The organism is Vreelandella gomseomensis (genome assembly GCF_031451645.1).
In the GTDB taxonomy this organism is placed as follows: domain Bacteria; phylum Pseudomonadota; class Gammaproteobacteria; order Pseudomonadales; family Halomonadaceae; genus Vreelandella; species Vreelandella gomseomensis.
Genome location: NZ_JARWAI010000009.1, coordinates 138,228 through 150,599, shown reverse-complemented (window position 1 = coordinate 150,599; position 12,372 = coordinate 138,228). Strand labels below are relative to the sequence as shown.

Genomic DNA, 12,372 nt, shown 5'->3' with positions numbered 1-12,372 from the left:
TTTATGTCTCAACAACCCCCACACGCCACCTTCGCTGAAGGCAAGATCGGGCAGTATCTCTTGAACCGCCTGGACGAAGCCGCCCAATATTCGCAACCCGGTGCTGGCGTCACGCGCCTGTTCTGCTCGACCGAACATCGCCAGGTGCTACCGCTCATTGAGCAATGGATGACCCGCGCCGGGCTCACCCCCGAACTGGATGCAGCGGGCAACCTGGTCGGCCGCTGCCCTAAAGCATTGTCCGGCGAGCCGACATTGATCATGGGGTCTCATCAGGACTCGGTCGTTGAAGGCGGCAAGTATGACGGCATGCTGGGTATCGCGGTGCCTCTCGTCGCGTTGGAAACCCTTCGCCATGCTGGCGTCACGCTGCCTTATGGGGTGGAAGTCGTGGCCTTTGGTGATGAAGAAGGCGTGCGCTTTCCCACCACGCTGGTCGGCAGCCGTGCGCTCGCCGGCACCACTGAATCGCAGCAACTTGAGGCACGCGACAAGCAGGGGATTTCTTTAAGGGAGGCGCTGCGCAGCTTTGGCGTTGAACCAGATGGCATTCCTGCTCTGGCCCGTGATCCTGCCAATACGCTGGGCTTTGTGGAAGTGCATATCGAACAAGGCCCTCGATTGGAGCAGCGTGATCATGCCGTCGGCATTGTCACCTCGCTCACGGGCATTGAACGTCATCAGGTAACGGTGAGCGGCAAGGCGGGGCATGCGGGCACGACCCCCATGCCCGGTCGCCACGACGCCTTGGTGGGGGCATCCGACATGGTGCTGGCCGTGGACAGGGTTCTGCAAGCCACGGAGGGGCTGGTCGGCGTCGTCGGGCAGTTGGATGTCCACCCCAATGCGGTGAATGTGATTCCCGCTTCGGTCACCTTTACAATCGAGCTTCGCTCCCCGCAGTCGGAAACTAGACAACAGGGCCATGAGACGATTCGGGCCGCCCTGCACGAAGTGGCTGAGCGAAGAGGACTGACACTTTCCATGGACAACACCTATCGCGCCGACGGCGCCCACTGCGCCGAGTGGATAATGCGTGGCCTGGAGCAAGCCTGCGCGACCTTGGAGCAGCCCACCGAGCGAATGTTTAGCGGTGCCGGGCATGATGGCTTGGCCATGCAGGATGTCACTGATATCGGCATGCTGTTCGTGCGCTGCAAAGAGGGCTTGAGCCATCATCCCGACGAACATATTTCAGCCGATGATGGGGAAGTGGCTGTGCGGGTCATGATGGAGTTTCTGCAGCAGCTTGATCCCTCGAGATGCCGTTAGGCCAATAACTCCGGCAGGAAAGCGCGCCTGACCTGGGCTTCCTGGTGGTTCATGACTCGCTGGGCGTCCAGCATGTGCTCGCGCATTATTCGAAAGGCGCTGTCAGCGTCTCCCAGTTCTATGGCATCCAATATTTCGGCGTGATAGCGGCAGCCCGTTTGGCCCAGATCGTGGGTAACGGGCTCATAGAGACGGTGATAAATCGTCAGGTCTGACAAAATTTGAATCGTAAAGCGAATGATAAAAGTGAGCAGCTGATTACCACCCGCCAGTTCCGCGAGCATCAAATGAAAGTTCAGCGAGTCGAGGTGCTGCTGCCTTTCGGTTTCGCTGTCTTCACACGGTGTGGCATAGCTGTGCAGACTCTCGCGCAAGCGCACCATGTCTTCTGCGCTGACCTTGCCGGCTAACGAAGCGGCCAACTCAGGTTCCAGCGCCAGGCGGATCTGATAAATATCCTGGATCGAAATGTCTTTAAAAAATAAATAATTACTTAATAAAGACACTGCCTTTTCATCGCTCATTGCCTTAACAAAGGCACCACCACCCGGGCCAGTACGCGTCTCTACCAGCCCCTGAGCTTCCAATACCCGGGTACTTTCGCGCACCGTCCCTTTCGATACGTTCAGGGTTTCAATGAGTTCTGCTTCACTGGGAAGCCGGTCTCCCGGTTTCAGATTACGATCCACGATCCAGCATTTAATCGTTTCGGCCACTTGATAGGGGCGCCGTGGTGATGCTTTTTTTACCATGCTCTCGATCACTGCCTATTTATTAAGGTGTCTAGGGTAACAGAGCCAATGCGCTGTGAGGTCTAGACATTGCGCCAGCGTTAGGCATCTACGAGTTCAAAGTGAGATGAGATTGGCACTTACTAGTAAACTGGTCTATTCTGTCCGCCACTACTCAATCACAGAGTTCAAAAGGAGCTTGTTTGATGGCTTACGAAACGCTTTTCACTGCCACGCAGTTGGGCAGCCTGTCGATCCCCAATCGCGTGATCATGGCGCCGCTTACCCGGGCACGAACCCCGGACAGCGTGCCGGGCAAGATGCAGGAAGCCTATTACGGCCAGCGCGCCGGGGCCGGGCTGATTATCAGTGAAGCGACCAACATTTCCCCCACCGCCCGTGGCTATGTGTATACCCCCGGTATCTGGACCGACGAGCAGGAAGCCGGCTGGAAAAACGTGGTTGATGCGGTGCACGCCAAAGGTGGCCGTATGGCGTTGCAGCTATGGCACGTTGGGCGTGTTTCCCATGAAATGGTTCAACCCAACGGCCAGCAGCCGGTCGCGCCCAGCGCGCTGAAAGGCGAAGGCGCCCAGTGCTTCGTCGAGTTTGAAGACGGCACCGCCGGTCAGCATCCCACCAGCACGCCCAGGGCGCTTGAAACCGACGAGCTCCCGGGTATTGTGGAAGACTATCGCCAGGCAGCTGAGCGCGCCAAGCGGGCAGGTTTTGACATGGTCGAGGTCCACGCGGCCAACGCCTACCTGCTGAACCAGTTCCTTGCCACAGGCACCAACCAGCGTACCGACCAGTACGGCGGCTCGCTGGAAAATCGGGCGCGCTTCCCGCTGGAAGTGGTCGACGCCGTCATTGACGTTTACGGCGCCGACCGGGTCGGCATTCGCATGACCCCGTTTATCGAACTGTTTGGCCTGACCGACGATGAGCCGGAAGCCATGGCGTTTTACATGGCCGATCAGCTTTCCAAGCGCGGCCTTGCCTACCTGCACCTCAATGAGCCCAACTGGGCCGGCGGCGACATTCAGTTTCCAGCAGGCTTCCGCAAGCAGATGCGTGAGCGCTTCAGTGGTAGCCTGATGTACTGCGGCAACTATGACGCCGACCATGCGGAAACACGCATCCGCGAAAACACCACCGACACGGTGGCCTTTGGGCGCCCTTACATCGCCAACCCGGACTTGCCCGAGCGTTTCCGGGTCAATGCGCCGCTCTCCGAGCCCGACCACGAGACGTTCTACGGCGGCGACGAAAAGGGCTATACCGACTATCCGTTTATGGATAACGGTTACGATCGCATCCAGTAACAGCTAAAGGTAGTTTTCCCCCGCGCCCTGTTCAGCCTGTGGCTGAACAGGACGTTTTTCCTGCGAAACGCTACACGCGTGGTTGCTGCTGAGTGATACAGTGAATGTTCCCGCCGCCAAGCAGTATTTCCCTTGCCGTAACGCCGATCACCCTCTTCGTGGGAAATAACCGGGATAGAATGCCTTTGGCCTGTTCATCGTAACGAGGATCCAGCAAGGGCATTACTATGACCGAATTACTAATATAAAAATTGACGTATGAGCCCGCCATGCGATCCCCAGGTAAGCGGGGATGCGAGCTGTTCAGGCGATCAATCCCACTGGCCTCATCGTCGGCAATATGGAGCGGGCCTGGCTGGGGCAGTTTATGGATAGTGAGCCGCCTACCTTGAGCATCCGTGGCGTTTTCCAGCACACGCAATGCTTCCCGACAAATAGCGCCCTGGGGATCCTGCTCATCCTCACACCACGTTAGCGCCACATGGCCAGGCGCAATAAAGCAGCACAGGTTGTCCACGTGGCCATCGGTCTCGTCGAGATAACAGCCACGCGGTAACCAGATGATGTGACTGACGCCTAAATACTCCTGCAGCCAGTGTTCGATCGTGGCGCGGTTCATCTCCGGGTTACGGTTAGGATTCAGCAAGCACTCTTCCGTGGTGATGAGCGTACCTTCACCATCCACATGAATGGCTCCTCCTTCTAATACGAGCGGGGCCTCGAATCGTTGAATACCCAGCATCTCACTGATTTTACAACGAATCCGCTTATCCTTATCCCATGGGAAGTAGAGCCCCTCCTTCAACCCACCCCAGGCATTGAACTCCCAGTCCACCATGGCGAGTCGCCCATCGGGATGGGTAATGAAGGTGGGCCCGACATCGCGCATCCAGGCATCATTGCTGGACAACTCAACCACCCGAATATGCGCAGGCAACTGATTGCGGGCATTTTCATACTGCTCATCGTTGACACCCACGAAGACCGTCTCGCTCTCGGCAATCGCCACGGCCACATCCACAAAGGCTTGTTGTGCGGGCTTCGCACCGTAGCGCCATGTATCGGGGCGCTGTGGCCACAGCATCCAGCAGGCTGCATGAGGCGCAAACTCCGCCGGCATTGAAAAGCCCAATGCTTTGGGTGTTAGCTCACGCGCCAGAGAGTCGGTGGCCGTTGTAGGAAAGGTCGTCGCGTGTTTCATATATTCCCCACCACTATAAAGAAGCCCGTTGCCACGACAGCGGCTATTAAGACATAGGGGAGCTGCGTTAAGGCATGAGCCATTGGCGTACACCCCGCCCCCTGGGCAGACAGGACGGTCGAATCACCGTAAAAGCAGGCGTGGCTGCCAAAGGCACTGGCGGAGATTAAAGCCCCCACCACGAGCGGCATATGCGCATCCATACTACTGGCAAGCGGTAATACGATAGGCATCGCCACGGCAAACAGTCCCCAGAAGGAGGCGGTCGCAAAAGCGAGAAAGGCCATGGTGACGAAGACAACCGCCGGTAGCATACCCGCGGTCATTAAAGGTTGAACACTCTCGATCACATAGTTGGTTAAGCCAAGCAGGTCATTGACCTCCTTAAGCACAAACCCAGCCACCAGCGTGCCGAGTGGCATAATCATGGCTTTGAAACCATCCAGCGCGGTATCAAACGTATCGTTAAAGCTTAATAGCCGCTGCGCCGCGATAAGCACTAGCGTGACTGCAAGCGCCACAATCACGCCGCGCAGCACATCAATTTCAAAATACCAAGTGAAGAAAATCAGCGTCGCAATGGGAAGCAGAAAGTTGAGCAGATGAGGGCGTTTCTTGTCTGTATCTTCTATTTCCAGCGCGCTGTCGTCAGCGCCATCCGGTTGCGGCTGCCCAGCTTCAGCGCGGGCCTCAGCTGCTCGCATCGGGCCAAGGTTGGGGATAATGCCCAATGCCACCAAGGGCACCAACGCCGCCGCTATCCAGGCGTAAAACATAAACGGTATGGCCTGGATGTACAGCCCCATGCCGTTACCAGCGATATTGTTCTCTTCCAGCAAACCGGCAAAGAACACGGCCCAGGTGGAAAACGGTACGAGAATACAGATGGGCGCTGCGGTGGAATCGACGATATAGGCCAATTTCTCACGAGATATGTTAAAGCGATCGGTCACTTTCTTCATGGAAGCGCTAATGGTCAGCGCATTGAGATAGTCATCGACAAAAATGATTAGTCCCAGCCCCCACGTCGCTAACAAGCTTTGTCGACGGGTATGTATGCGTCGGGTAACGGCATCACCAAAACTTAACACACCGCCCGTTTTTACCAGCAAGGCAATTAAGCTACCAAATAGCCCGCACACCAGAATAATCCACGTCACCGTGTCATTACCCAATACCGATAGCAGTATATCCGACCCTTGGGTAATGACATTGAGGGGTTGAAACATTAATAAACCTACCAGAGCGCCTGCCAGAAGGGACTCAATCGTACGCTTGGTAATAATCGCCATGACTAAAACCACTAGCGTGGGTATAAGGCTTAAAACTCCATACTCTTCCATTGGTTATTCCCCTTTATCGTTGTAGTAGGTCACTACTCAAGACGGGCGCTAAGGCCCGTCCCAAATAGCTGTGTTTATAGGCAACCATCCGCTTTAAGTGAGCGCGTGGTGGCGGCAAAAGCGTCATCAAGAATCGCTACGACTTCGTCCACGACCTGGCGTGTCCAGATCAAGGGCGGAGAAATGATATTGAGATGGCCGACGGGTCGAATTATTAAGCCTCGCTTCTGTGCTTCAGCGGCCACGCGGTCACCCACGCGAGCTTCCACTGGGAGCAACTCCTTGGTCGTTTTATCTGCCACATTTTCAATCGCCATCATGAAATGGCTGCCACGTATATCGCCTACCGTTTCATGAGAGGCGAGCGTTTTGAGCTGTGACTCAAGATAAGGGCCAACATCTAGAACATTTTCACAAATGCCTTCACGCTCAATGATTTCGATATTTTTTAACGCTGCAGCACAGCTAACGGGATGCCCGGAATAGGTGAAGCCGGTGCTCAATACCCCACCGGGGCCTTGAGGGGTACTTAATACCTCATAAAGAGCGTCAGATATCAGCGTTGCACCTAATGGGGCATACCCAGATGAAAGCCCTTTCGCCACATTGATAATATCGGGCTGGGTCTCAAACACGGCTTCTGAAGCAAAGAAGTGCCCTAAACGACCAAAGCCCGTCACCACTTCATCGGCAATGAACAAAATATCGTTGGCACGGCATATGGCCTGCACACGGGAGTGGTAACCCTGAGGTGCCACCAATACGCCGCCCGCACCCATAATGGGCTCAGCAATAAAGGCCGCTATGTTATCCGCCCCTAGCCGGTCAATGGTCTGTTCGAGCTCGTCGGTCAAGTGATCACAATATTCGGCCTCACTCATCCCCTCTGGACGGCGATAGCAGTTGGCTTCGCTCAGATGGGTCACCAGATCAAGCGTATCGAACTGCCAGTTATTGCTGGCGATACCGGTCAGGCTCGCCGCCATGTAGGTGGTGCCGTGGTAGGCATTTGTGCGCGACAAGATCCGCTTTTTTGAAGGCTTGCCCAAGCGATTGAAGTAGTAATGCACAAGCCGGATGGTGGCATCGTTTGCCGTTGACCCACCGCAGCTATAAAACACATGGTTCAAGTGGGCAGGCGCAAGCTCTGCGAGCTTGGCCGCCAGCTCGGTGGCCGGGGCATTGGAGAGATTGTTAAAAGTGGAAAAGTAGGCCATGCGTGTGGCTTGCTCGGCCATCGCCTGGCCAATTTCGGCACGGCCGTGGCCCACATTGACACACCACAGTCCGGCAATCCCATCGATAAAGCGGTTGCCGTGTGCATCTTCGACATAGATACCATCACTGTCGGTAATTAAGTCACAGCCGTTTTCGTGGAACACACTGAAGTCGGTAAAGGGGTGGACAAAGTGATTTCTATCTTTTTGCCAAAGGTCTTGCGCGTCGTAAGAGGCTTGCGCCTGCTGCTGAGCCATCATTATGCCCTCGCTTGTTAGGAAGTCGTTGTAGAGGTGGCTTCACAGGCTAGCGGGGAAAACAGTGTCGGGAATATATCCCCATTGGGGTATATCGGCGGCGCGGAAGGCCTCCTATGGTGGATCTCCTTAATCCAACAAACACAAAAGGAGGCACACCATGCAAGTGTCCATCGATGGCCAGCGATTGTGGTCAAGTTTAATGGCCATGGCAGAGATCGGCGCTACCCCCAATGGCGGCAGCAACCGCTTGGCACTGACACCCGAAGATACCGCCGGTCGGCAGCAGTTGATCGAGTGGTGCGCCGGTATTGGCTGCCATGTTCGTAGTGATGCCGTGGGGAACCTTTTTTTCCGTCGGCCCGGTGCACGTGACGACCTGGAGCCCGCCGCAGTCGGCAGCCACCTGGATACACAGCCCAAAGGCGGTCGTTTCGATGGCGTGCTGGGGGTTCTCGCGGGTCTGGAAGTGTTTCGCACCCTGCACGATCACCAAATCGTTACCGAACGACCTCTGGAACTGATCGTTTGGACGAACGAGGAAGGCAGCCGTTTTGCCCCCGCGATGATGGCTTCCGGCACCTATGCGGGGGTGTTTACGGTGGATGAGACCCTGGCTCGGCAGGACGAACAAGGGATCAGTTTTGGACAGGCCCTAGAGGAGACAGGCATGAAGGGCAGCCTGCCCATTGGCAAGCCTCGGTTAGCCAGTTTTCTGGAACTGCATATCGAACAGGGGCCGGTACTTGAAGAGGAGGGCTTAGATATCGGTGTGGTCACCGGGGTGCAAGGGATGCGCTGGTTCGACCTGACGATTGAAGGCAACGCTGCCCATGCGGGCACTACACCCATGGCATATCGTCACGACGCCCTGGCCGCGGCAGCCCGGCTCATCGATCGGCTATACGCCATCGCTGCCGACGACCCAAGCGGTGACAGCAAGGTGACTTTTGGCTGCCTGGAGGTCGATACGCCTTCTCGAAACGTGATTCCTGCCCAGGTCACCCTGACTGTCGATCTTCGGCATGTGCACGACGACCAACTAGACACGCTGGAGGCTCGCTTCTATAGCGAGCTGGATGCCTTGGTAGAGGCCTTTGGTGTCGTGGTAACACCGCAACGCCTCTGGAACTCCCCGGTGGTGGCATTTAATGACCACTGCATTGCATCCATCGAACATGCCACAAGGGCACGAGGCATCGCTTACCGCCGAATGCTCAGTGGTGCGGGCCACGATGCGGTGTATGTATCACGGGTGGCACCCACCGCGATGATCTTCATTCCCTGCCGCGATGGCATTAGCCATAACGAAGCCGAGTACTCAACGCCAGAGCAGTGTGCACTTGGCACCCAGGTGCTGTGCGACGCGCTACTGCATAACGCTAACGACCTTGAGGTTACCCAATGAGTACAACTGCCCCAACGAACCAGTCCGAGTGGCAATCACTGGCAGACACACTCTCCTTTGAAACCCGCGCCTATATCAACGACACCTTTGTCGATGCGCAGCGCGGCGCCACCCTATCCACGGTGAACCCAGCCACCGGCAAGGTGTTAGCCAAGGTCGCCAGCTGTGATGACGCTGATGCCGAGCTCGCTACCCACGCAGCTCGGCAGGCCTTTGATCAGGGAGAGTGGTCGCGCCGCGCGCCCGGTCAGCGCAAAGCCACACTGCTTGACCTTGCGGCGCTAATGCAGGCCCATAGGCACGAGCTTGCCCTGCTGGACACCCTGGACATGGGTAAACCGATTACCAGTGCGCTGGGGGATATTGACGGCGCCATCGGCTGCCTGCGTTATACCGCCGAAAGTATCGATAAGCTTTACGGTGAGGTGGCCCCGACGGGAGACCAACATCTGGGCTTGATTGTGCGCGAGCCACTCGGGGTGGTGGTATCCATCGTTCCGTGGAACTTCCCACTGATGATGACCGCCTGGAAGATTGCACCGGCATTGGCAGCGGGTAACAGCGTTATTCTCAAACCGTCAGAAAAATCGCCGTTATCGGCGCTACGCCTTGCCCAGCTAAGCCAACAAGCGGGCCTGCCCGACGGGGTGTTTCAAGTACTCCCCGGCTATGGCCATACCGTGGGTAAAGCGCTAGCCCTGTCGATGCAAGTCGACTGCCTCTCTTTTACCGGCTCCACTCCAGTGGGCAAACAGCTTATGCAGTACGCAGGCCAGTCCAATTTGAAACGCGTTTATCTGGAGTGCGGCGGCAAAAGCCCCAACATCATCTTTGCCGACTGCCAAAATCTGGACGCCGCAGCTCAAAACGCAGCCGCTGCGATTTTTCATAACCAAGGTGAAGTCTGTATCGCTGGCTCGCGGTTGTTGGTGGAAAATAGCATTCGCCACGCCTTCGTCGAGAAAGTGGTGGACGCTGCGGCAGCCATGCAACCGGGCGACCCACTCGACCCGCAAAGCTTTATGGGAGCGATGGTGGATGACACTCAATACCAACGGGTGCTTGATTATATCCGCCAGGGGCAGGAAGCGGGTGCCACGCTACGCTCGGGCGGTCAGCCGTTAGATGGCCCTGGGCTCTTTATTCCCCCCACCGTGTTTGACGATGTCACCCCAGCCATGACGATAGGTCGCGAGGAGATCTTCGGGCCGGTGCTGTCTGTCTTTGGCTTCGATACCGAAGAAGAGGCATTGGCACTTGCCAACGACAGCGACTACGGCTTGGCTGCCGCCGTCTGGAGCCAGGACATTGATCGTATTATGCGCGTCTCACGCAAGCTGCGCTCTGGGCAAGTCTACGTTAACAACTGGGCAGGCCCGGACATGACAGTACCGTTCGGCGGGGTGAAACAGTCTGGAAATGGGCGGGATAAATCAATGCACTCCATTGACGAATATACAGAGATCAAGACCATCTGGATGGCGCTACAAACCTAGCACCTTAGCCTTTCAACTGCCGGGTAATGAGGGCCACGTGTTCAAGAAATAGCTGGAACAACTGCGACTGGCTGGAGACATCCAGGCGCTGATAAATATGCTTGCGGTGAACTTTCACAGTACCATCGCTGATATCCAACTCACGGGCCGCCGATTTGGTGGAGTGGCCCGCGAGCAATAGCCGAACGATTTCTTGTTCACGTGCCGTTAAAACCTCTCGGCCAAAGCTTGCGAAGGCAGCTTCCACCGGGGCGTCCTTTTCCAAGGTCGGCAGGAAGAGGACACCCTGCCACTTCCAGAACTCCATCAACAAGGTCTCGATCATCGGCTCCACATTTTTGAGCACCTGCAACGCACGTCGCTTCAAGGGAGCTTCTGCCTGAAAGCCTAGCGATACCACCATCAAGACATCGTCCCCTACACGTGCAAAGAGACCAACCTCATCCGCCAATCCCAACGCACGATAATAGTGAGCATAGTAATCACTGGACTCAAAACGATCAGGGGCTAGCTCCTGCAACCTGTGAACCCCGCTATCCAGGCCACCACTCATAGCAGTAAAAAAAGGGTCCAATAAATACGCACCGCTGAGATAGCGATCTATCGCTTGGGGGCGACTCTCTGGCGGGTAATCGTCATGAATCAATAGTGGCTTATGACGCCCTTTGTAGGTGTTGATCAGAATCGTGTCGAACCGGGTTATCGCACGCAGCACCTGCTCCAGGCGTACGGGAAAATCGCGCTGTCCCGATGAACGTACCAAGCTCGCCATATGCCGATGCCAAGCAGCACTTCCCGCACCAGCTAGAAAGTCGCTATCAATATCATCAGTTGCTGGGCAGTATTTCATAAGCTGTGCTTCATCAAATTGTTTGATAAGACAATAATGCGTTACAACAACACGGTAAACTAAAGCTAAACAATTGATTCGCCATGCCCAGTAGCGGTTTTGTATTGAGCGCCTTGGAAAAACGCTGCTAGGCTATTGATTCTTACGTTTGAAACACAGGTGACGAATGCTCGGTTCGCTGTTAGCTTTGTTGGTATCGTTGGCGCTGGTCGGCCTGGCGGCCAGCACAGGCGCCCGCTTCCGGCCCGATGGCTGGTACCGCAAGCTCGACAAGCCCGCCTGGACGCCCCCCGATATCGCTTTCCCCATTGCCTGGGGCATCCTGTATCTGCTCATGGCGATTGCGGCCTGGCGCATTTACATGGCGGACGACTCGGTGTGGCGCACGGCAAGCCTGTGGGTGTATGCCCTCCAACTGCTGATCAATGCGGCCTGGTCGTGGCTGTTTTTTGGACGCAAGCAGATCGTCGCTGCGCTGGGTGACATCGCCCTGCTACTGATACTCATCCTGCTGGCGATATTCCTATTTGCTAAAGTGAGCGGGTTGGCGGCGTGGTTAATGGTGCCCTACGCGCTCTGGGTGGCGCTGGCACTGACGCTCAACGCCTCTATCTGGCGACGTAACTCACGCGCGGGTGGCGCGGCACAATAAAGGATAAAACGACAATGGAGAAAACACCGTTAATCGAACTCCTGGCCATCGGCTCCATCGTCTTAGCGCTGACCGCCTTGGCGCTGTTCATCTACTTGATGCGGCGGCAGCGCCGTCAGCGGTCGGAAAGTGACGCCACGACACAGGAGGCACGTGCCAGCACAGCAGAAAACACTGCGCCTCCCGCTGAAGACGCGGCGTCTGACGCCTCTGCCAAACGCTCCAGCAAAGTCGCCCAGCACTCGCTGTTCGTGATTTTTTCGAAACCCGACGAACAGACCGACCAGCAACTGGCTGAGTGGCTGCGCGAAAAGGACGCGACGTTCGACCCGATCAAGAAGGTCTTCCACATCGCCGGCGAGCAGCCCTCGAACCCGGTCACCATCGCCAACGCCTTCCCGCCCGGGGAAATGCCGGATCTGCTCCGCAATGAGACCCACGAACCCATCAAGGGCATCAGCCTGTTGGTGAAGCCGCCGCTACGTAAGCGACGCAATCAGCAGATGCATGTCTATGTGGCGCTGGCCAAGGAAATGCAGACCCTGTTTACCGGCGAGATGCTGGATGGCGACCGCAAGCCTGCGACCGACGCCACTTTCGAGCGCATCATCGGCTAGCG

General features: G+C 56.4%; 11 protein-coding genes. 6 read left to right on the top strand and 5 right to left on the bottom strand.

The window, feature by feature from the left end; translation table 11 throughout:
* Nucleotides 1-3 precede the first annotated feature (3 nt).
* Complete coding sequence (locus tag QC815_RS13010; protein WP_310540177.1) at nucleotides 4-1,272, top strand: allantoate amidohydrolase; 1,269 nt, start codon at nucleotides 4-6, stop codon at nucleotides 1,270-1,272.
* On the opposite strand, the gene QC815_RS13005 is transcribed toward QC815_RS13010, so the two are convergent.
* Entirely contained in the window at nucleotides 1,269-2,024 is a 756-nt protein-coding gene (locus QC815_RS13005) for a FadR/GntR family transcriptional regulator (protein WP_310540175.1), read from the bottom strand. The genes QC815_RS13010 and QC815_RS13005 overlap by 4 nt on opposite strands.
* 185 nt (nucleotides 2,025-2,209) lie before the next feature.
* On the opposite strand from QC815_RS13005, the gene QC815_RS13000 reads away from it, so the two are divergent.
* Nucleotides 2,210-3,328, top strand: coding sequence for an alkene reductase (locus QC815_RS13000; RefSeq protein WP_310540173.1), 1,119 nt, complete (start codon nucleotides 2,210-2,212; stop codon nucleotides 3,326-3,328).
* 70 nt (nucleotides 3,329-3,398) lie between these two features.
* On the opposite strand, the gene aguA is transcribed toward QC815_RS13000, so the two are convergent.
* The 3 genes from aguA to QC815_RS12985 all read right to left on the bottom strand — a co-directional run bounded on the left by aguA (nucleotide 3,399) and on the right by QC815_RS12985 (nucleotide 7,347).
* The gene (gene aguA, locus QC815_RS12995) at nucleotides 3,399-4,529 is read right to left on the bottom strand and encodes an agmatine deiminase (protein ID WP_310540171.1); all 1,131 of its coding nucleotides are present in this window, start codon (nucleotides 4,527-4,529) and stop codon (nucleotides 3,399-3,401) included.
* Nucleotides 4,526-5,872: a Na+/H+ antiporter NhaC family protein gene (locus tag QC815_RS12990; protein WP_310540169.1), complete on the bottom strand. Its 1,347-nt coding sequence runs from the start codon at nucleotides 5,870-5,872 to the stop codon at nucleotides 4,526-4,528. The genes aguA and QC815_RS12990 overlap by 4 nt, the downstream gene beginning before the upstream one ends.
* 74 nt (nucleotides 5,873-5,946) lie before the next feature.
* Nucleotides 5,947-7,347 (bottom strand): aminotransferase, encoded by a 1,401-nt coding sequence (locus QC815_RS12985; protein ID WP_422828723.1) that lies wholly within the window; start codon nucleotides 7,345-7,347, stop codon nucleotides 5,947-5,949.
* A 160-nt stretch (nucleotides 7,348-7,507) separates the two neighbouring features.
* On the opposite strand from QC815_RS12985, the gene QC815_RS12980 reads away from it, so the two are divergent.
* Together QC815_RS12980 and QC815_RS12975 are read left to right on the top strand one after the other, a co-directional pair.
* On the top strand, nucleotides 7,508-8,755 hold the full coding sequence (locus QC815_RS12980; protein WP_310540164.1) for a M20 family metallo-hydrolase: 1,248 nt from the start codon (nucleotides 7,508-7,510) through the stop codon (nucleotides 8,753-8,755).
* On the top strand, nucleotides 8,752-10,251 hold the full coding sequence (locus QC815_RS12975; RefSeq protein WP_310540163.1) for an aldehyde dehydrogenase: 1,500 nt from the start codon (nucleotides 8,752-8,754) through the stop codon (nucleotides 10,249-10,251). Before QC815_RS12980 ends, QC815_RS12975 begins: the two co-directional genes overlap by 4 nt.
* A gap of 4 nt (nucleotides 10,252-10,255) precedes the next feature.
* On the opposite strand, the gene QC815_RS12970 is transcribed toward QC815_RS12975, so the two are convergent.
* Complete coding sequence (locus tag QC815_RS12970) at nucleotides 10,256-11,101, bottom strand: helix-turn-helix transcriptional regulator (protein WP_310540161.1); 846 nt, start codon at nucleotides 11,099-11,101, stop codon at nucleotides 10,256-10,258.
* Nucleotides 11,102-11,267: 166 nt separating this feature from the next.
* On the opposite strand from QC815_RS12970, the gene QC815_RS12965 reads away from it, so the two are divergent.
* Entirely contained in the window at nucleotides 11,268-11,753 is a 486-nt protein-coding gene (locus QC815_RS12965; RefSeq protein WP_230445787.1) for a TspO/MBR family protein, read from the top strand.
* 14 nt (nucleotides 11,754-11,767) lie between these two features.
* Entirely contained in the window at nucleotides 11,768-12,370 is a 603-nt protein-coding gene (locus QC815_RS12960) for a cell division protein ZipA C-terminal FtsZ-binding domain-containing protein (protein WP_230445786.1), read from the top strand.
* The last annotated feature ends 2 nt before the right edge of the window (nucleotides 12,371-12,372 follow it).

Bases quoted from the DNA above. Each gene is read 5' to 3' on its own strand.
- QC815_RS12965 (WP_230445787.1), top strand. From the start codon at position 11,268: ATGCTCGGTTCGCTGTTAGCTTTGTTGGTATCGTTGGCGCTGGTCGGC.
- QC815_RS13010 (WP_310540177.1), top strand. From the start codon at position 4: ATGTCTCAACAACCCCCACACGCCACCTTCGCTGAAGGCAAGATCGGG.
- aguA (WP_310540171.1), bottom strand. From the start codon at position 4,529: ATGAAACACGCGACGACCTTTCCTACAACGGCCACCGACTCTCTGGCG.
- QC815_RS13005 (WP_310540175.1), bottom strand. From the start codon at position 2,024: ATGGTAAAAAAAGCATCACCACGGCGCCCCTATCAAGTGGCCGAAACG.
- QC815_RS12960 (WP_230445786.1), top strand. From the start codon at position 11,768: ATGGAGAAAACACCGTTAATCGAACTCCTGGCCATCGGCTCCATCGTC.
- QC815_RS13000 (WP_310540173.1), top strand. From the start codon at position 2,210: ATGGCTTACGAAACGCTTTTCACTGCCACGCAGTTGGGCAGCCTGTCG.
- QC815_RS12990 (WP_310540169.1), bottom strand. From the start codon at position 5,872: ATGGAAGAGTATGGAGTTTTAAGCCTTATACCCACGCTAGTGGTTTTA.
- QC815_RS12985 (WP_422828723.1), bottom strand. From the start codon at position 7,347: ATGGCTCAGCAGCAGGCGCAAGCCTCTTACGACGCGCAAGACCTTTGG.
- QC815_RS12975 (WP_310540163.1), top strand. From the start codon at position 8,752: ATGAGTACAACTGCCCCAACGAACCAGTCCGAGTGGCAATCACTGGCA.
- QC815_RS12970 (WP_310540161.1), bottom strand. From the start codon at position 11,101: ATGAAATACTGCCCAGCAACTGATGATATTGATAGCGACTTTCTAGCT.
- QC815_RS12980 (WP_310540164.1), top strand. From the start codon at position 7,508: ATGCAAGTGTCCATCGATGGCCAGCGATTGTGGTCAAGTTTAATGGCC.